At 45.0% G+C, this 18,915-nt stretch carries 23 protein-coding genes and 1 other annotated feature; of the genes, 1 reads left to right on the top strand and 22 read right to left on the bottom strand.

What is annotated here, in order from left to right; all coding sequences use genetic code 11:
* Positions 1 to 25 precede the first annotated feature (25 nt).
* Together BLT91_RS09830 and BLT91_RS09835 are read right to left on the bottom strand one after the other, a co-directional pair.
* A complete protein-coding gene (locus tag BLT91_RS09830) occupies positions 26 to 1,312 on the bottom strand; it encodes a homoserine dehydrogenase (RefSeq protein ID WP_090820231.1) in 1,287 nt (428 codons plus the stop codon).
* Positions 1,313 to 1,341: 29 nt separating this feature from the next.
* The gene (locus BLT91_RS09835) at positions 1,342 to 1,824 is read right to left on the bottom strand and encodes an ACT domain-containing protein (RefSeq protein WP_254776866.1); all 483 of its coding nucleotides are present in this window, start codon (positions 1,822 to 1,824) and stop codon (positions 1,342 to 1,344) included.
* Positions 1,825 to 1,990: 166 nt separating this feature from the next.
* Between BLT91_RS09835 and BLT91_RS09840 the strand changes: the two genes are divergently transcribed.
* Entirely contained in the window at positions 1,991 to 2,500 is a 510-nt protein-coding gene (locus BLT91_RS09840) for an NUDIX domain-containing protein (protein ID WP_090820233.1), read from the top strand.
* A gap of 60 nt (positions 2,501 to 2,560) precedes the next feature.
* Here the strand turns inward: BLT91_RS09840 and BLT91_RS09845 are convergent, their stop codons facing one another.
* From BLT91_RS09845 to BLT91_RS09940, 20 genes are all read right to left on the bottom strand, one after another.
* Positions 2,561 to 3,337: a C40 family peptidase gene (locus tag BLT91_RS09845; protein WP_090820235.1), complete on the bottom strand. Its 777-nt coding sequence runs from the start codon at positions 3,335 to 3,337 to the stop codon at positions 2,561 to 2,563.
* A gap of 200 nt (positions 3,338 to 3,537) precedes the next feature.
* Positions 3,538 to 4,611: an anthranilate phosphoribosyltransferase gene (locus BLT91_RS09850; protein WP_090820238.1), complete on the bottom strand. Its 1,074-nt coding sequence runs from the start codon at positions 4,609 to 4,611 to the stop codon at positions 3,538 to 3,540.
* A 177-nt stretch (positions 4,612 to 4,788) separates the two neighbouring features.
* A complete protein-coding gene (gene obgE, locus BLT91_RS09855; RefSeq protein ID WP_090820240.1) occupies positions 4,789 to 6,090 on the bottom strand; it encodes a GTPase ObgE in 1,302 nt (433 codons plus the stop codon).
* Between the two features lie 12 nt (positions 6,091 to 6,102).
* Entirely contained in the window at positions 6,103 to 6,924 is an 822-nt protein-coding gene (locus BLT91_RS09860; RefSeq protein ID WP_175532208.1) for a Spo0B domain-containing protein, read from the bottom strand.
* 123 nt (positions 6,925 to 7,047) lie between these two features.
* Positions 7,048 to 7,359 carry a 50S ribosomal protein L27 gene (gene rpmA / locus BLT91_RS09865; RefSeq protein WP_029194675.1) on the bottom strand — a complete coding sequence of 104 codons (312 nt, stop codon included), beginning with the start codon at positions 7,357 to 7,359 and terminating at the stop codon, positions 7,048 to 7,050.
* 4 nt (positions 7,360 to 7,363) lie between these two features.
* Positions 7,364 to 7,717 (bottom strand): ribosomal-processing cysteine protease Prp, encoded by a 354-nt coding sequence (locus BLT91_RS09870; protein WP_090820245.1) that lies wholly within the window; start codon positions 7,715 to 7,717, stop codon positions 7,364 to 7,366.
* An 11-nt stretch (positions 7,718 to 7,728) separates the two neighbouring features.
* The gene (rplU, locus tag BLT91_RS09875) at positions 7,729 to 8,040 is read right to left on the bottom strand and encodes a 50S ribosomal protein L21 (RefSeq protein ID WP_029194673.1); all 312 of its coding nucleotides are present in this window, start codon (positions 8,038 to 8,040) and stop codon (positions 7,729 to 7,731) included.
* A gap of 12 nt (positions 8,041 to 8,052) precedes the next feature.
* Positions 8,053 to 8,140, bottom strand: a sequence feature (ribosomal protein L21 leader region).
* Positions 8,141 to 8,193: 53 nt separating this feature from the next.
* Positions 8,194 to 9,357 carry an Rne/Rng family ribonuclease gene (locus BLT91_RS09880; RefSeq protein ID WP_090820246.1) on the bottom strand — a complete coding sequence of 388 codons (1,164 nt, stop codon included), beginning with the start codon at positions 9,355 to 9,357 and terminating at the stop codon, positions 8,194 to 8,196.
* Between the two features lie 23 nt (positions 9,358 to 9,380).
* The gene (locus BLT91_RS09885; protein WP_090820249.1) at positions 9,381 to 10,256 is read right to left on the bottom strand and encodes a M50 family metallopeptidase; all 876 of its coding nucleotides are present in this window, start codon (positions 10,254 to 10,256) and stop codon (positions 9,381 to 9,383) included.
* Positions 10,249 to 11,142, bottom strand: a complete 894-nt coding sequence (locus BLT91_RS09890; protein WP_175532209.1) for a M23 family metallopeptidase — start codon at positions 11,140 to 11,142, stop codon at positions 10,249 to 10,251. Before BLT91_RS09890 ends, BLT91_RS09885 begins: the two co-directional genes overlap by 8 nt.
* A 192-nt stretch (positions 11,143 to 11,334) precedes the next feature.
* Entirely contained in the window at positions 11,335 to 12,483 is a 1,149-nt protein-coding gene (locus tag BLT91_RS09895; RefSeq protein WP_090820253.1) for an FtsW/RodA/SpoVE family cell cycle protein, read from the bottom strand.
* 7 nt (positions 12,484 to 12,490) lie between these two features.
* Positions 12,491 to 13,285, bottom strand: coding sequence for a septum site-determining protein MinD (gene minD, locus BLT91_RS09900; protein WP_090820255.1), 795 nt, complete (start codon positions 13,283 to 13,285; stop codon positions 12,491 to 12,493).
* A 37-nt stretch (positions 13,286 to 13,322) separates the two neighbouring features.
* Positions 13,323 to 13,985 carry a septum site-determining protein MinC gene (gene minC, locus BLT91_RS09905; protein WP_090820257.1) on the bottom strand — a complete coding sequence of 221 codons (663 nt, stop codon included), beginning with the start codon at positions 13,983 to 13,985 and terminating at the stop codon, positions 13,323 to 13,325.
* A gap of 72 nt (positions 13,986 to 14,057) precedes the next feature.
* A complete protein-coding gene (mreD, locus tag BLT91_RS09910; protein WP_090820259.1) occupies positions 14,058 to 14,585 on the bottom strand; it encodes a rod shape-determining protein MreD in 528 nt (175 codons plus the stop codon).
* A gap of 14 nt (positions 14,586 to 14,599) precedes the next feature.
* A complete protein-coding gene (mreC, locus tag BLT91_RS09915; RefSeq protein WP_090820572.1) occupies positions 14,600 to 15,451 on the bottom strand; it encodes a rod shape-determining protein MreC in 852 nt (283 codons plus the stop codon).
* A gap of 34 nt (positions 15,452 to 15,485) precedes the next feature.
* On the bottom strand, positions 15,486 to 16,520 hold the full coding sequence (locus BLT91_RS09920; protein ID WP_090820261.1) for a rod shape-determining protein: 1,035 nt from the start codon (positions 16,518 to 16,520) through the stop codon (positions 15,486 to 15,488).
* A 35-nt stretch (positions 16,521 to 16,555) separates the two neighbouring features.
* Positions 16,556 to 17,245, bottom strand: a complete 690-nt coding sequence (gene radC, locus BLT91_RS09925; RefSeq protein WP_090820263.1) for a RadC family protein — start codon at positions 17,243 to 17,245, stop codon at positions 16,556 to 16,558.
* 111 nt (positions 17,246 to 17,356) lie between these two features.
* Positions 17,357 to 17,806, bottom strand: coding sequence for an RrF2 family transcriptional regulator (locus BLT91_RS09930; protein ID WP_090820265.1), 450 nt, complete (start codon positions 17,804 to 17,806; stop codon positions 17,357 to 17,359).
* A gap of 119 nt (positions 17,807 to 17,925) precedes the next feature.
* A complete protein-coding gene (locus BLT91_RS09935; protein WP_090820267.1) occupies positions 17,926 to 18,534 on the bottom strand; it encodes a Maf family protein in 609 nt (202 codons plus the stop codon).
* A gap of 52 nt (positions 18,535 to 18,586) precedes the next feature.
* Entirely contained in the window at positions 18,587 to 18,829 is a 243-nt protein-coding gene (locus BLT91_RS09940) for a DUF4321 domain-containing protein (protein ID WP_090820269.1), read from the bottom strand.
* Between the last annotated feature and the right edge of the window lie 86 nt (positions 18,830 to 18,915).

Below are 18,915 nucleotides of genomic sequence, written 5' to 3' on the forward strand. Positions count from 1 at the left end.
CTGCAATAATAGAATATGTGGTAGATTAGCCTTCTACACGGTAGACGCTTTTGATAGCATGTATAACATCCATCGATTCGAACTGATTCAGCACATTTTTCATGCTGGCTTGGTTCGCATCATGCGTGATAATAATAATTTCAGCCTTAGGATTACTTTTATTCGGGTGTTGGAAGACAGACTCCAAACTAACTTCGTGCTGAGCAAAAATTTGCGTAATTTGTGCAAGCACACCTGCTTTATCTTCAACGTGCAGTAGAATAAAGTTTTTGCAAGCAATCTGTTCGTCCGTCTTCAGCTTCTTCTCTTTGTAAGGTGCCAGAACCGTACGTCCATTAACGCCAAGCTTTAAGTTGCGCACTACAGCAACCAAATCAGCTACGACGGATGTTGCCGTTGGCAGCTCACCTGCGCCTGCCCCATAGAACATTGTCTCGCCAACCGCTTCGCCTGTTACGTACACAGCATTGAACACGCCATTTACTGAAGCGAGCGGATGCGAGCTTTTCACCATTGTAGGCTGTACACTCACTGAGATGTGACCATCATGATTCTCAGCAATACCAAGCAGCTTCACTTCGTAGCCTAGTTTTTTGCCATATTGTATATCTTCTTTGGTTACTTTGGAAATTCCTTTCGCTTCAACATCGCTCAGAGCAACATTGGCGTGGAAGCCAAGTGTAGACAAGATTGTCATTTTGCGAGCTGCATCCAACCCTTCAACATCGGATGTAGGATCTGCCTCTGCATAGCCCAGATCCTGCGCTTCTTTCAACACCTCTGCATAAGCAGCGCCCTCTTGACTCATTTTGGTCAAAATGTAGTTCGTTGTTCCGTTCACAATGCCCATAATCTTCGTAATACGGTCAGAGGAGAAGCCCTCGACGAGTGCACGAATAATCGGAATACCTCCGGCAACACTAGCTTCGTAAAATACATCGCAGCCATGTTCAGCTGCTTTAGCCAAGATTTCAGCGCCATGCATCGCCATTAGATCCTTGTTCGCCGTCACAATGTGTTTGCCGTTGCCTAGAGCCGTTAGAATGTGATCTTTGGTAGCAGAGACTCCGCCCATAACTTCAACAACGACATCAATTTCGCTATCACCGATAACATCCCATACGTTTTCAGTCAGTTTGTCTGCCTCCACAGAAATGTTGCGAAGCTTAGCTTTATCTTGTACAAGAATTTTGGCAATTTCAATGGAAGAACCCGTTTGACGCTGCAAATCCTCTTGATGTCCTTCGATAATACGAACCACACCTGTTCCTACTGTACCTAGTCCGAGTAATCCAACCTTGATGGGTTTCATTTCTTTTACCTCCCGAATTGTGTGCTATCTTAACTGCCCTGGCCGATGACCATGGCACGCTTGACTCCTTCTTGCGACTGAAGTCGATCCAACATTTGACGAATCTCTTCCCCCATCGAGGAGGTTTCTACCGAGATGACAACGTTCGCCATACCCTGCAGAGGAATCGTTTGATGTATAGTTAATACATTTCCATCTAAATTAGCAATAAATGCCAATACGCGAGACAGAATCCCTGACCGATGCTCCAAATCCATGGATATTGTAATAATGCGCTCTCTTTCCAACTTGCTGAGAGGGTGAATACCATCCTTATACTTATAGAAAGCGCTGCGGCTGAGCCCGACTTGTTCAACGGCATCATGAATCGTCTTCACTTCTCCGCGTGCAAGCAGCTCCTTCGCCTGTGCCGTCTTGAGCACACCTTCTGGCAATATATCTTCCCGGACTAAGTAGTACCTCTCAGGACCGTTGTGCTTTATTGTTTGTAAAAACTCTTTGCTTTCCGGCACCGCGCTACCGTCCTCTCCAAAAAGACTATTGTTTCTCTATAGAGGACATTATATCGAATCGCGCAGTCTGAATCAATAGGCAAATTACATCTTACTCTTTCTTTTTTGCAGCCCACAACTTTGCTATGATAAGCTGAGAGTATTAGTGAAGAAGGGGATCGCATCCATGATTACATTAAGAATGATGTCTACGGCTCTACTATGGAACAGCCAAAACGAATTACTCATGATGAAACGCTCCTTATCTCGTAAACTTTCGCCAGGTCTCTGGGCAGCTATTGGCGGCCACTTAGAGCCAAGTGAACTTAACAACCCGAGAGCAGCCTGTTTACGGGAAATATGGGAGGAGACAGGCATTGAACATGATGAAATCCAAGGTCTGCGTATGCAGTATGTCTTACTTCGATTATATGGACAAGAAGTTCGCCAGCAGTTTTTCTATGTCGGAACGACCGATGTGAACCCGCGAATAGTCACCAATGAAGGTGATCTGCATTGGATTCCTAAAGAACTAGTATTGGAGCGTCCTCTCCCTTATATTTTTCGTTGTTTGCTTGAACATTATTTTACCGTGGGCCTCACACCCCACCCTTGGATAGGTTCAGCAGGACTTCACTCGGACACAAATGAGCCCACTATTCACTGGAACCCATTAGTAGACCCTCTGCAAACGTAATGAAATACCAAAAAGGCAGACTTCGATTTCTCGAATTCCGCCTTTTTCATTTGCTGCTAATTATAAAGCACTGCCTCCAAATAAGAAACGGTACTCCCAGTGACGATTTTCGATGGAATCGATGCGAACACCACCACTGTCCTTCGAATAGGTCGACAAGATTTGTCCATTTCCTAAGTAAATAGCAACATGTGTAATCGTCTGCGTGGCCTTATTAATACCGCTGTAATTCGATTGGCCTGTCCCTTTGTAAGACATGAAGAACATAAGATCGCCAGCCTTCAGATCGTGCCAATCCGTTTTGGCATGTCCGAGTGACTTTACGTAATTCCCTTGTCCCCTAGAGTCACTTGGCAGCTTCAATCCGATGCCATCCAAGAAAGCTTGACGGACAAAGTCTGAGCAATCAAATGTACTTGTATTGTTACGATCTGATCCATATTCATATGGTGTACCTAAATACTTTTTTCCTGCCGCAATGATTTTTTGAACCTTCGCACTCGTTGAACCGCTGCTGGAGCCACCATTATTAGATCCACCTGGCGATGTAACACTTGATGTTTGTATGTATTTAGAATTCGTGCTTATGTAACCCTCACGGCCATCGGAAGCTTTCACTTTATACCACCAACTGTTCACTTTGGACAAAATGGTGACTTTCTCGCCTTGTTTCAAGTATCGAATCCGAGCAGAATTCTCAGTGGCACTTTGGCGAAGACTGACACTGCTTATAATTTGACCTGTCGTTGCTGCAGAAGCTTGTTTCGGTAAAGGAATTGTAACAGCTCCAAACATAAGGGCTGGAACGAGTACAAGGGTCAACAGATGTTTTTTCATGATATAGACCTCCTTATTGTTTGCTCAAACAATTTTTGCGTCGTAAGCATTGTCTCCCGCTTTTCGCCAGACCATCTGGCTTCGAAAGACGTTGCTCTTTTATATATTCGTAAAAGAAGGCTCATTTCAGTGGATAGGAATAATCAACAAAAAAAAGACCCTCCCATTAGCTGAATACGAAGCAGCTTGTGGAAGGTCACTTATCCAATTTTTGCCGAGGAATTATTTTTGGGAAGATCTTGAAGTGTAAATCGATGACTCTGATCCACCCATCTTTGCATGACTTTCTGCGCTTCGTTCCTTTGCAGCAGTGATTCTGCTAATTGAAAGCCCTCCTCATAACTGCCGACTTTATCGAACCACATCAAGCGTAGTCCCGTGTTGAAAATGACATGATCACGTTCCCGCTTCAATTCCTCGGAATCTTCACCCGCAATAATGCGCTGCACCATTGAAACCTGATCATCTTTGCTTAGCGGCAGCAAGGGCTCACTAAGAAAACCAAATTTCTGCGGTTCAACCACTCGGGATTCATCCCCCCAGGGGGTTACGATCCTTATCTTACTGTTCTGATAGATCGGCAAATCTTCGGAGCCTTCAATCCCATTGACAATATATACATTTTGAAAGCCAGATCTGATAGAAATGGGAATTAGTGACTCCATGGTTTTCCGCTGATTGACACCAATAATCATATTCGTTGAATGTACCGGATTCATGACTTTCTCAACGGTATTCATGACTGTTCGCAGGCCTATCTGTTCACGAACCCGTTTCAACTTCCCTAAAGGTGGACAAAGCTGTTCTGTGTGTAGAAATCCAATATGCAGGTGAAACAACATCGTTTCCCACGCTTTCACTGACAAGTCTATATTAACGCCAAAGGTTTCCAATATTTCTTTCATGGCTGTTCCCTGTCTAGGGGGAAGCGAATCGCCTCCATGTAGGATCTGGGAGAAACCTACTGAAGCAAGCAACAGGCTAACTGGAAGCGTTATCGGAAAATATTGCCTTCCCTCTGTAGGTCCCGCGCAATTAAGTGAATCCGCAAAAGTATGGTAATTCAAGGAATAGCTGCGAAAAACATCAATGAATGCCATCAACTCTTCATCAGCTTCTCCTTTCATACAAAGGGCCATTAAGAAAGCCGCGCATTGAGCATCTGTAGAATCCCCCCTTGCCATCTCATGTGCCGCTTCTACGGCCTCTTCGTATGATAAATCACGAGTTGTTCCTTGCTGACCTGATCCTATCGCTTGGATCCATCTTTTCATGGTCATTCCTCCCTTCCTTTTAAATAATTCATCATCATGTTATGATTCCTTACATTATTTTAAGTTTATTTAGCAAAATCGTAATTCTTTTCTAATTATATGTCAAGTATTATAACATCAATTTGATTATGGACGTAAAAAAAACACTCATCCCTAAGGATAAGTGTTTCTATGGATTTATTGCTTTTCATCAAATTCGAAGTCAAAATCACCAATTTGGATCGTCTGCCCATGGATAGCTCCACGTTTGCGTAATTCTTCATCTATCCCCATATTACGCAAAATACGAGCAAAACGCGCGATGCCATCCTGTGTGCTGAAATTCGTGCGTTTGATCAACTTCTCAATCGAAGGACTTTCAACAATGAATACATCGTTTTCTCGACGTATCGTGTAATCATTTTCCTCGCGTTTCTCGAAGCGATACACTTTACGCTCTTCTTTTTCAGCTACACCCTCTACTTCAGGAGCATGCGGGATCCTTTCTACAATGTCTGAAATCTTGTAGAGAAGCTCCTGTACACCACCTCGCGTCAAAGCAGAAATCGGATAAACGTCTAACTCTTTGCCATCCGCAGCCAACTGCTCCTTGAATAAGACCAGATTGTCATCTGACTCCGGCATGTCCATCTTGTTGGCAACAACGATTTGCGGGCGCTGCTCCAACTTAGCGTTATAAAGCTTAATTTCCTCATTGATCTTAAGGAAATCTTCATAAGGGTCGCGGCCATCAGCAGCGGACATGTCCACAACGTGTACGATAACTCGCGTCCGTTCTACGTGACGCAGGAACTCATGACCAAGTCCCACACCCTCGTGAGCCCCTTCGATAAGACCGGGAAGGTCCGCCATTACGAAGCTGCGTCCATCACCTACATCCACAACCCCGAGGTTCGGGGTGAGGGTTGTAAAGTGATACGCCGCAATCTTCGGCTTCGCGGCAGAGACAACTGACAATAGCGTGGATTTCCCTACGCTGGGAAAGCCTACTAAGCCGACGTCAGCCATCACCTTCATCTCCAGGACAACCCAGCGCTCCACGCCTTCTTCGCCGTTCTCAGCAATCTCTGGCGCTGTGACTCGCGCTGTTGCGAAGCGTGTATTGCCTCGACCGCCTCGGCCGCCCTTGGCTACAACGACTTCCTGACCGTGACGCGTCAAGTCAGCGATGACTTCCCCAGTATCATCATCAATGATCGTTGTGCCCGGTGGGATACGTACGATCATATCCTCCGCGTTAGCGCCATGCATGGACTTGTTACGGCCTTTCTCACCGCGCTCCGCCTTAAAGTGCTTCTGATAACGGAAATCCATCAATGTACGCAGACCTTCGTCTACACGGAAAATAACATCGCCGCCATGACCTCCGTCACCGCCGGCAGGTCCGCCTTCCGGTACATATTTCTCACGTCGGAAAGCAACTAAACCATCGCCGCCGTCGCCGCCTTTTACAAATATCTTCGCCTTATCAACAAACATTTCTACACCTCATTATATATGAAACGGCAACCGCAATGTGATGACCGCTTCTTCCTCTTGCCAATCATTGTGTTCCAGTGAGTAAGAATTTACATTCGAATGTAGATTCTCCTTCACCACTTTTTCAAGTTGCTCCCGATGATAGGGACCTTGATATACAAAATCAAGCAGTAAGCCATCTTCTTGAACATCAAATTCCAAGCTAAGTGTACCACTTTCATCGTCACCTACCGCAGCATACTCCTGAACGCATTCAACCGTTTGGCGTACCAATCTTTCAATCAGTCCGCCTTGCAGAGGGAGTTGTCCCAAATTGATTTCCTGCTCTAATTCAACGTCGAGCTCCAATGATTTCGACTCGACACGGAACTGCAACAAGAAAGCAATTAACGATGGAATACCTAGCTTGGAGAGATTACTTTCCTGCTGCATATTCATTTTTATTTTTTCCATATAAGGATGTAAATTATCAAATTTCTTTAACTGAATATAACCAAACAAAATTTGGGTATCATTCATCCAATCGTGACGTAAGCGATTTATGACTCGAATTAACTTCGTTTGAGCCTGATGTTCCTGTTGACGGAGCTCTTGGCTCCATTTCTCCTCAATTCTACTCGCTTCCAGCTTGAAAGCCGTATAACCGCAAAAGACTATGATCAAAAGTAAAGCACCCCTGACGATCCAGGGTTCCACAAACATCATCCCCGTCAATCCTATAAGCACAAGTGCTAATAAATAAACTTGCGCGCTGCCAACTCGCTTCATTCCCCGTTCGCTCCGTTCTCCCCTGCTTTGTAACCGTTCATCCAGTATATCATGATGTACTAGCAAACTTCACCAAACAAATGAGAAAACCTCTGCCCTCGGCCATCGGAAATGAATGACCGGTTTAGAGGTTTGTTTCCTATTAGGAAAAAATCCCTGGGCGGGCTTATCGCTCGCCAGGGATTCATATTACGCTTCTAAAGCTGCAGCCACAGGAGCTACATCAACTGGGTATACGCTCACTTTTTTGCGATCGCGGCCCCAACGCTCGAATTTCACTACGCCTTGTACCAAAGCGAAAAGTGTATCATCCGAACCGATGCCTACGTTCGTTCCTGGGTGAATTTTCGTTCCGCGTTGGCGGTAGAGAATGCTTCCAGCTGTAACGGTTTGACCGTCAGCACGTTTAGCGCCAAGGCGCTTAGAGTGTGAGTCACGTCCGTTCTTTGTAGAACCCACCCCTTTTTTGGAAGCGAAAAACTGGAGATCCAATTTCAACATGGTGTTATCCTCCTTTGTGATAGATTGTTTCAATCGTTATATAGTCACCGTAATTGTCTGCAATGGTTTGTAGCATGACGACCATCGATTCTAGAATCAATTGGACATTATTCCATGTCTCCGGAACAGATCGTATACTTTCTGGAATTGTAACATCCATCAAGCCTCGCTCCATTTCGTGAATGGGAATCACGCCCGTCAGTGATTCAATCGAATTATAAGTACCGAACGTTACCGCTGATACTGCAGCACAGACCAGGTCTTTGCCAGGTACGTCATATTCAGCATGGCCTTCCACTACAAAAGATGAGATCTGAGGTGAATCCGGTGCAAGACGCTCTATGGTCACATAGATCATAAGGCTGCCTCTTACGCTTGGATTTTCTCAACAACTACTCTTGTGTACGGTTGACGATGACCTTGTTTTTTGTGATAGTTCTTTTTCGGTTTGTACTTATAAACGATCACTTTCGCGCCTTTGCCGTGTTTCTCCACTTTCGCGGAAACTGAAGCACCAGCAACCAATGGAGCACCTACTACTAAGCCACTCTCTTTGGAAACCAAGAACACACGATCAAAAGAAACAACTTCACCTTCAGCTGCGTTCAATTTTTCGATGTAAAGAACATCGCCCTCTTGAACTTTGTACTGCTTACCACCTGTTTCAATAATTGCGTACATTTTCATTACCTCCTCATGTCTCAGACTCGCCTTGTCCAGGTGACGGTTAGGATAAATCCAAATCCGTGCTTAGACCCGATTCGTGCGGTTACAGCATGCCTAAACAACACACTCCGAGTATTATATCACAGAAACATTTTGATATGCAATGCTTTATTTACGCTTACGCGTCATTTCTAGCAAGCCTAGCTTCGTCCAACCAACAATACTCGTTTTGGAGCGATCCTTGCGCACAGCTAGTGTGATGTTCTCCATCACCGCCGCTCGATTCACTTCCGAAGTCATGTCTATAAAATCAACAATAATAATGCCTCTTATATTTCGAAGACGCAAAAGCCTTGGAATTTCACTTGCTGCTTCGCGATTAATATCTGTGACCGTCTGTTCTAAATCAATCGATCCTGTGTACCTTCCCGTATTCACATCAATGACAGTTAGCGCTTCTGTTTGATCAATGATTAAATATCCGCCACTAGGCAACCAAATCTTACGTCTGAAGCTCTGATTCAGTTCATCGGTTACCCCGAATTGATCGAACAAAGGTATTTTCCGGTCATAAAAAGCGATGCGTCCCCGCCAACTCGGATGCTGCTTACGCAATAACTGTCTCATCTCTTCGTACACCTTGGCATCATTCAGCCAAACTTCATTGACCTCATCCGTTATGACATCTCGAGCTAATCTAGGCAGGAGATCAAGATCCTGATATAATTGCGCTGGCGCATGCGCGACTTCCATTTTAGATTGAATGATATTCCACAAATCTCTTAAATTCTGAAGATCATCACGAATGGCTTCTTCGCTCTGGCCAATCGCACCCGTACGCATAATGACACCTTCTCCGGGGAGCAAATTGCTTTCTGCAAGCTGTTTGAGGCGCTGTCTTTCTGCTTCTAAATCAATTTTACGGGATATGGCAATATAATCGGCGTCTGGCATGTACACTATCCAGCGGCCAGGAATGGAAACATGAGTTGTTACCCTTGCACCTTTGGTGCCTTGCGGATCCTTCGTCACCTGCACCATCAGTGTCTTTCCTACTTCGGCGAGCTCCGTTATGGAAGGTTTAATCTTAGGCTGCTTGTCCAAGTGGACGGGGAGGAGGTCGTCTATATATAGAAAGGCATTCTTCGCAAGTCCGATATCGATGAATGCCGCCTGCATGCCTGGAAGTACATTGACGATGCGACCCATGTAGATGCTGCCTGCTCTTTGGGAATCAAGCGGATACTGCGTATCATACTCAACAAGGCGGCCTTCTTCAAGCAATGCCGCTTGTGTAAGCTCAGGTGCGCAGTGAATTATAAGTTGCTTCATACACGTTCACCTCAACAGTTATTTTACATGAAAAGATCGGAAACTGCACTCCCCGGTTTTTTTCCATCCAAATAACCACTCACTAATTGCTGTTCAGGCAATACGGCTTGTATACGCCCCGCTTCATTGACCACATAGATCAAATGATATTTTTCCCTCATAAAAAGTTTCAAGGTTTCAGCCATTGTTCGTTGTTTCGTTATCACAATCGGCTGCGCTAATGTCCCTCGGCTCAGCAATTGACTCACCCTGTTCCCGCGGCCGATCAGAAAGCGAAAAAAGTGATAGGGCAGCTGCCGATAGGCATACCAATTGGAGACAAGTAAGAAAATACCGATGACCAACATATTTAGCGGGAGATGACCGCCGATCAATTGAATAATTGCCATGACAATAATAGCAAGACTTAAGACCATGCTGATCCATACGGTATATAAAATGGTGTTATGGTATGACAATAAATACCCTAACAAGGACTGCATCACTTTGCCCCCATCGAGCGGCATGACAGGAATTAAATTGAATAAGCCTATCATCAAATTTGCCTCAATGAAATAATCCCACCAACTGCTTGCTCCCACTCCCATCCACTTCATCAGCAGCGCAACGAGAATCATCCATACATGCTGCAGCGGTCCAGCTAAAGAGACAATGAGCTCCTCCCATGTAGGTGCTGTCCCCAACTCCTCCACAATTAGAACTCCACCAAAGGGAAGGAGCAGCACTTCCCGCACCCTCCATCCAAAGCCGTTCGCGGCAGCCAGATGACCAAGCTCGTGAACCAGTACGATGCCAAATAAAGTAACAGCCTCTAGGAAGTAACCAGTCAGAACAGAACCAATCATTATGAGAGTGAATAAGGGATGAAAGCGGAACGTTGTTCCGGCAATTTTAATCAAAACTAATCACATCCGATGGATTGACGGGGTGACCATTCTTCGTAACAGCAACGTACAATGTTCCCTTCGTTGGATCCTTTTTAGAAGCTTTACCGATGGGTTCACCAACTTTCATCCAATCACCCACTTCTACATCTGCCTTACTTAATCCGCCATACAAGGATTGAAGACCCCCTGGATGGCGAATCACTATCGTTAGGCCAGTTTCCTCAGCCACTCCGGAGAAAATAACCTGACCTGTATCTAACGCATATACCGGTGCATACTCCACGGTATTTAACTTAACTCCCAAGTGGGAAGTTCCATCATAAGGCTGAATAATACTTCCTTTTGCAGGGGGAAACAAAGTACGCTTAGTGGTACTCACTTTTACAGCTTCATCCCCTTCTCGGTTAAAACTTGGAATGAACGAAGGCGATCCACCGAACTGATCGGTATACCAAGCTGAAAGTGCTGAGAAATCGAATGACTGCGTAAGCGAGTTTGTGACGAGTTGCTTCCCTTTGTTAGCCCAAGGCTGATTAAGCTGGAACATCCCATATAGAGCTGCAAACAAAACACAGCTAATAAACAGCTTGACCGTAATCTTGCGAGGCGAAGGAGGCGCGAACAGCCCTCTCTCTCCATCTACCAAATGACCTCCCCCGTTTAATGCTTTATCCATCAATAATTTCTGCTGCCATGCGTACTCGGGATCCTCCATTCGCCGTTTCCAGTCGGAATCCACATATAGAGGCAGTTCAGGATGTTGACGATTAGGCAATGCGTGATCCGTAAATCGAGAAGGTCTAGCCTGATTTCCACTCACGTTCGAAGTTTCTGACGTTTCGCGCAAATTGCGAAGTCGTTCTAACCGTCTCTGTTTCACTTTATCTCTGACTTCCATGGAAGCCCCTCCTAAACGTTTTCCTTCAGGAAAACTTTCTTCATTAGCGTTACTTGCTACCATATACTCGCATTAGTATTAGTACAGCCTATGAGAAGAAGGACAAGATTATGTAATCAATAACGTTGATTCCTATCCCACAAGAAAAAAGCCCATTGACCAATGGTCAAGGGCTCCGGCATTCCATATCCTTTAAAACAATTCAGGTTCTCGTTCCTGGTGGAGCTTTACGCTCATGACTAAACCTAGTGAAAGCATGTTGATCAACAGGGACGTTCCCCCGTAACTGACGAAAGGAAGTGTGATTCCCGTTAGAGGCATAATGCCAATCATCATGCCTACATTTTCAAAAATTTGAAAGACGAACATAGAAACAACACCAACTACGATATATGCTCCGCCAAGTTGAGTGCTTTGAATCGAGATGAGAATCATGCGATAAATGAGCAAGAAATAGATGAGAAGCAGGACAGCAGATCCTCGGAAACCGAATTCTTCCCCTACCACGACAAAGATGGAATCGGAATAAGCAAAGGGAATGAAGTTACTGTGAACTGAAGTTCCCTTCAGGAAGCCTTCGCCTTCCAAACCACCTGAACCAATCGCCCTCACTGCGTTCCGAACCTGATAATTATCATCAGCGGATACCTCTTGCGGATAGAGAAATGTATCTATACGGTCCATCCAATGGCTGAAGCCGTATCCCTTGAGCATATCAAACAAGGACTGGTGAAAAGTCTTGTATAAGGTCAAAAGCAGGAATCCGGCCCCAACCAATACGACAATACTCAGCAGAACATGCGAATATTTAATATTACCAATCCAGAGCATACCCAGCAAAATAATAATAAAGATGATGGCATTCCCTAGATCAGGCTGGATGAGGACTAGGACAAAGGGTAATAAAACAGCCGCACCCACGGATATAATGTCACTTTTTATTTGTAGCAAATCCCCTCCGCGCCTTGCCAGGAGAGCCGTAATGCAAATGATAAGAATTAACTTAACCAACTCCGCCGGTTGAAAGGTTAAGCCACCCGGAAGCTCAAACCAGCCGCGTGCTCCGTGAATTTTTTTACCAAAAAAATAAACCGCAACCAAGGAAACAATTCCAATTCCGTACAAATAGGGAGCAATTCGAATGAGTACTCGATAATCAAATAAGCTGCATGCCAGGAAAGCAATTAAACCGACTGCGTATAAGATTAGTATTTTGGTAACGCTAATGGTAATCGTTGGATGATCCACAGATGCGCTGTACACCATCATCGTACTTATGACCATGAAGGCAAACAAAATGACAACAATGGGAAAATCTATGTTTTTCAGTTTGGCGAGCACAGAACAATCATCCTATTCCGATAAACTTTTTCATACGTTTGACCCAACCAGTTTTGTCTTCCAATTGCATGAGCGGCACCGTATCTCCCAAAATTCGGCGAGCGATGTTACGGTAAGCAATAGCCGCGCGCGACGACGGATTCATTACGGTGGGTTCGCCTAAATTGGCTGCTTTAATGACATGCTCATCATCAGGAACAATACCTAGCAGATCTATAGCGAGAACGGAGCATATTTCATCAATATCCAGCATCTCGCCTTTCTTCATCATCTGTGGACGAATGCGGTTAATGACCAACTTTGGAGAGGAGATTTTCTCATTCTCCAGCAGTCCAATTATGCGGTCAGCATCACGAACAGCTGCATTTTCCGGAGTGGTAACGACAATCGCTTTGTCAGCGCCGGCAACAGCATTTTTGAACCCTTGTTCAATGCCGGCCGGACAATCAATAATCACGAATTCGAAATCTTTTTTGAGCTCCAGAATAATATCCCTTACTTGCTCTGGCGATACCGCATGCTTGTCCTTCGTTTGAGCAGCTGGCAAAAGATACAGCTCATCAAAGCGCTTATCTTTAATTAAGGCTTGCGGCAAACGGCAGCGTCCTTCGGCAACGTCCACAAGATCGTAAATAATGCGATTTTCCAACCCCATGACCACATCAAGATTACGCAATCCAATGTCGGTATCTACCATGCAAACTTTTTTACCTAAAAGCGCCAATGCTGTTCCAAGATTCGCGGAAGTCGTTGTTTTACCAACGCCGCCCTTTCCTGAAGTGACAACGATTGCCTCTCCCATATTTCCTCACCCCACACGCAATTTTTCCATAAACAAACTATAATTTCACATTGGATTCCGGCCAAATGCGATGAAGCTGATGAAGCTTGTCGATTTCCATTTTGCCTTCTTTCACATAAGCAAATTCCATGAAAGCCTCTTCGATCCCCCATTCATCAGGAGAACGGCTAATGATTCCTGCGATCCGTAATTGCGTAGGACGCATATGAGATGCAGCAATGATCGCTTTATCATCGCCATCGACCCCCGCATGTGCCATTCCGCGAAGAGAGCCCATAATATAAATGTTCCCGGTAGATGTAATGGTTCCGCCAGGATTAACATCGCCTAAATATAGTAAATCACCCTCATTGTGGAGGGTTTGTCCCGAACGAATCATCCCTTTGAGCGTTGTCATTGATACAGCAGGCTCTTCAGCAGCAGCATCCTTACGCGGCTCACTTTCGATCGATTGGATAAGCAGGTTGCCTTTTTGCCTGATGACGGACCTTATTTCTTCTTTCTGTTCTTCGGTCGCATCTCGGCTGCCTAATTTAACGTGTACATGAATAATCGGGCCGGTCAATATTTGTTGATGCGTTTTCTCAAGCTTGTGCTGCAGCTCTTGCAGCAAATCTTGCCATTCGCATGCGTCATTTAGTAAAAAAACAAGGCCATCCTTGATCCCTTTTATCATCACATGGTGCTTAGCAACAGACATAATTTTATGACGACCTCCCAACCTATACATTTCGGTTCATGTCCTATGTTCTCCTGCTACCAGCCTGGAAAATTAATCTTCGTTTCCGGACGGCGCAATCCGCTTTCCTTCAAGCAGTTTGCGAATTGGAACGTAGCAAATCAAGGCGAAAAGCAGATTAAATAGAACACTCGGAAGCATGTAATGGGTGAGAGCAAATTTAAGATCAATGTCAATGAGCTTGAATAACCGATTAATGCCATAATTGATAAACTCAAACAAGAGCAAGCCGATTCCTGTAATAAGCAGATTATAAAATATCAAATTAGGCTGTCTTCGCTGCGCTAATCCGGCCAAATAGCCCGTGAGCCCCATACCGAAGGAATACACACCCAGCATCGAGCCATAGTAGTTGAAATCATGCAAAAGCCCGAATAGGAGCCCATAAATTAATGCGGAATGACGATGATGAAAAAGTCCAATAAATAGAATGAATACCAGTGTAAAATGGGGGGTAACAATGACACTAGATTGCCAAGCTGATGGGATTAACCATACAACCAGGGTACCTTGCAGGATAAACAATCCAAGCAGAATGAGCCACAGCAAATGTCGAATCAATTTAACGGCTCACCTCATTTCACTTCCGGGACTTCGACCACAAACACTTCACGAATATGGTTAAACGAAGCTTTAGGCTTCACCATAATCTTGTATGTGATACCGAATTCACCTGGACCTATCGAAGAGATTGTCCCTACCTCAATGCCCTTAGGGAACACTTGCCCTAAACCTGATGTAATGATCGTCTCCCCAACTTTCATATCGTCAGCATGTTCGACCTTGTTCATCACAAGTTCGCCGGTTTTGGAGTCATAGGACTCAATCATCCCGAAAGGTTGATTCGCATTCCCCTTCACCGTGACAGCAATTGCCTTAGAGTTATTGTCAGTATCATTCGTTTCCGTTAACAATTGAACATTAGAGTGAAAGCCGAATACCTTACTCACCCTACCAACCAATCCATCTACGGTCATGACAGCCATATTCTCCTTGATGCCATCCTTATCGCCTAAGTTAATGGTTACCGTGCTATTGTATGGATCTGGATCTACCGTCACGACCTCAGCAATACGATACGTATACACGTTAGCCTGGCGCTGTCGTTCTGTGAAGCCAAGCGCTTCCATCAACCGCTTGTTTTGCGACTCTAGCTCATTCAGACGTTGTGTATCTCGTGCATACTGCGTAAGAGTAAGCTTTAGCGTCTTATTTTCTTCATAAATGACTCTTAGCTGCCGGATATCTTGGAAGAAACCCGCTACCTGCGCAGCGGGCTTATAGAAGAGTCCTTGCGTCCATGAAACCGAGTCTTTGACAAACTTTTCCGGCCACGTCATCGGTGCCCGGTTCCCCAGTGTCAATCCCATCAATATAAAGAAGCAGACTAGACCGAACATGAGGAAAATCAGCCTCTTGTTTCCCATAAATTTAAACAAAATGAGCACCTTCTAACGAATATTAACGCTTATATCTCGAACTTGATCCTGACTTATTCTTGAACAAATGAATATTTTCTAATGCGCGACCTGTTCCAATCGCTACACAATCTAGTGGATTCTCTGCGACGAGCACAGGCATTCCGGTTTCTTTGGCGAGCAAGCGATCCAGATTGCGAAGTAAAGCGCCACCACCCGTCAATACAATCCCGCGATCCATAACATCCGCTGACAGCTCAGGCGGACATTTCTCGAGAGTGACTTTCACAGCCTCAACGATCGCATTCACCGTGTCCGTGAGTGAATCTGTAATTTCATCCGAAGTAACGCTTAACGTTTTTGGCAATCCGGAAACAAGATCACGTCCACGAATTTCAAGAGACTCTGGCTTGTCCATCGGAAGTGCCGACCCGATCTCCATCTTAAGCGTTTCGGATGTGCGTTCCCCGATCATCAAATTGTAAGTACGTTTAATGTATTGAATGATAGCTTCGTCCATTTCATCACCTGCGATGCGAATGGAGCGGCTCGTTACAATGCCTCCCAGAGAGATTACAGCCACCTCTGTTGTTCCGCCTCCAATATCGACAACCATACTGCCGGTTGGTTCCCATACAGGCAGATCTGCACCAATCGCTGCCGCGAACGGTTCTTCAATCGTATAAGCTTCCCGCGCTCCAGCTTGTTTCGTCGCATCTTCAACGGCACGCTTCTCAACAGCAGTGATGCCTGAAGGCACACAAACCATGACGTTTGGATGACGCGGGAATAGCCAGCGCTGCTTCTGAGCTTGTCTCAAGAAGTAGCGAATCATTGTCGCAGTCGTCTCAAAATCGGCGATGACGCCATCTTTCATCGGGCGAATCGCACGAATATTGCCTGGCGTACGACCGATCATTTTTTTTGCTGCGTCCCCAACAGCCTCAATTGTTTTTGTATCCGTACGTAGAGCAACCACGGAAGGTTCCCTAACGATAATCCCTCTGCCTTTTACATAAACCAATGTATTCGCTGTACCTAGATCAATCCCTAAATCTTTTGTAAAGCCACCGAACATTGCAGTTGCTCCTTTCCTATTGCCTAACTATTATATTACATAAAGCCTTGTTCCTTCAAACTTATGAATCTCTGATCACCAATGATAACATGATCAAGCACTTCAATACCAATGATAGATCCTGCTTCAACCAGCCGATGTGTAAGCTGAATATCCTCCGGACTTGGTGTGGGATCACCGCTAGGATGATTATGTACACAGACAATCGAAGCACTGCTGCGTTTGATCGCGGCGCGAAACACTTCCCGAGGATGCACAATAGACGCATTCAAGCTGCCCATCGATAACGTTTCTTGAGCAAGCAAATGATTCTTCGTATTCAGAAATAAACAAACGAAATGTTCTTTTTGCAAATAACGAAGATCCTCACTCATTAAATCGGCGATATCTTTGGGGGAACGAATCGTAACTCGATCAGCCAATGTACTCTTGGCTAGTCTACGACCGAGCTCAATACCAGCTAGAATTTGCAGTGCCTTCGCATCGCCAATTCCTTTGATTTGCGTAAGCTGGTCTTTGCTCATATCTACTAGGCTTCGCAACCCGCCGCTCTCACTTAAAATACGACCTGCTAGACGCACCACTGACTCCGACATCGTTCCCGTTCGTAATAAAATGGCCAGGAGCTCTGCATGGCTTAAAGCCCCAGCCCCATATTGGAGCATTCGCTCTCTAGGTCTTTCCTCAAGCGGTACTTCTCGAAGCATCAAGCCTGCGACTTCCATGAATTCCCCTCTTTCATTTTGTAGGTTGTGTTACTTATCCTCATCCCATTCATACCGAAAAGTGCTCATAACACGACATAAAACCCCCGGATTTGTAAGATCCGAGGGCTTCTAGGACAACTGCTCATTATTCGTCTGTGGACATTCGAAAGCTTTGATACGTTTCAGCATACTGCCGATGGTATGCCCATCAAAGTACAATTCCATCTGCTTTTCTGCGTCTGCGAACACATTCCCCATCAATTTATCCATTTTGGATGAAACCACGCAGGGCTTATTCTCATCACCAGAGCACCAGCTCGGTTTCAAGGAGCCTTGGCAAGTTAATCGGTAAATTTCACCGAGTGTCACTTCGTCCGGATTACGGCTAAGGATAAATCCGCCGCCAATTCCTTCTTTGGTGGAAACGTAACCAGCTTTTCGTAGAAAGCCCATAACTTTGCGTATACGAGCGGAATGTGTGGATACATTCACAGCAATTTCTTCGCTGGTTGCCATATGATCGGGCAAATGAGCCAGAAATACGAGACTGTGAACGGCTATCGTAAATTCGCTGTTCATGGCCAATACCCCCTGAAGAATGCGAAGTCATGTCGCTTACTGTCATTGTAACCGTTACAGATTGGACAGTCAATGTATAAACCCTATTTTGGACAACTACACCGTTGATATTTTGACGATTATAGAACTTGAATTTCAAAACTAAGCAGCAGATCACTGAGCAAAGAAAGCGGTAATCCAACAACCGTAAAGTAATCACCTTCAATAAATTCCACGATCGTTGCCCCAATCCCTTGAATCGCATAAGAGCCAGCTTTATCCTTGGGTTCTCCTGTGGCGATATAACGCAGTATTTGGGCGTCAGACATTGATTTCATCTTCACATGGGTCACACGGTACGAGACAGCTTGCTTCCCCGTTGCCGCATCTATACAAGCAACTCCACTGTAAACCTGATGCGTGCCGCCTTGCAGTGCTTTAAGCATTCGGAGGGAATCCTGTTCGTCCACCGGTTTACCTAAAACTTCATCCTGATAGACAACAACTGTGTCGGATCCGACAATGATTCCGTGTTTTTCATCAGCTTCTAGCATTTCTCTTACAGTTGACGCTTTGCGCAAAGATAGTACTTCTACGAGCTCAGCGGGAGTAATTTTTCCTTCTACGGTCTCATCTGCATCGCTCACTCGAATGATATAGGGTAGTCCAAGTGCTTGAATAAGTTCCTGTCTCCTCGGCGATGACGAAGCAAGAATAAGTCTTTGGTTCTGAGAATGGGGATTGCTCAAAAGAAAACAACTCCTAGCTTATAGTAATGTCCATACAAGTTTTCAAATCCTGCTATAGCTTGCGATACAGGAGGTAGGCTCCCACTAATCCAAGAACACTGCACAAGTTTAGTTTCACCAGAAGATGCAACTCATATTTCACAACTTGCAAATCTGCTTTGGGCTCCCAAGAAATTTGAGCCGATTTGGTCAAAAAAGCGAGAGCAGGGACTGGAGCCAGCAGTTGGCCAATAATAATCCCGGTAATTAAACCGACGATTAAAAATGCGATCAATGTGAAATTCCCTTTTTTCATGTCTGTCATCCTCTCTTCTATGTACAAGCCCTATTATACTGGCACACTCTAATTTTTTCCATGTAAAATGTGGTCGTTTGGTGATT

The organism is Paenibacillus sp. yr247 (genome assembly GCF_900103825.1).
In the GTDB taxonomy this organism is placed as follows: Bacteria; Bacillota; Bacilli; order Paenibacillales; family NBRC-103111; genus Paenibacillus_E.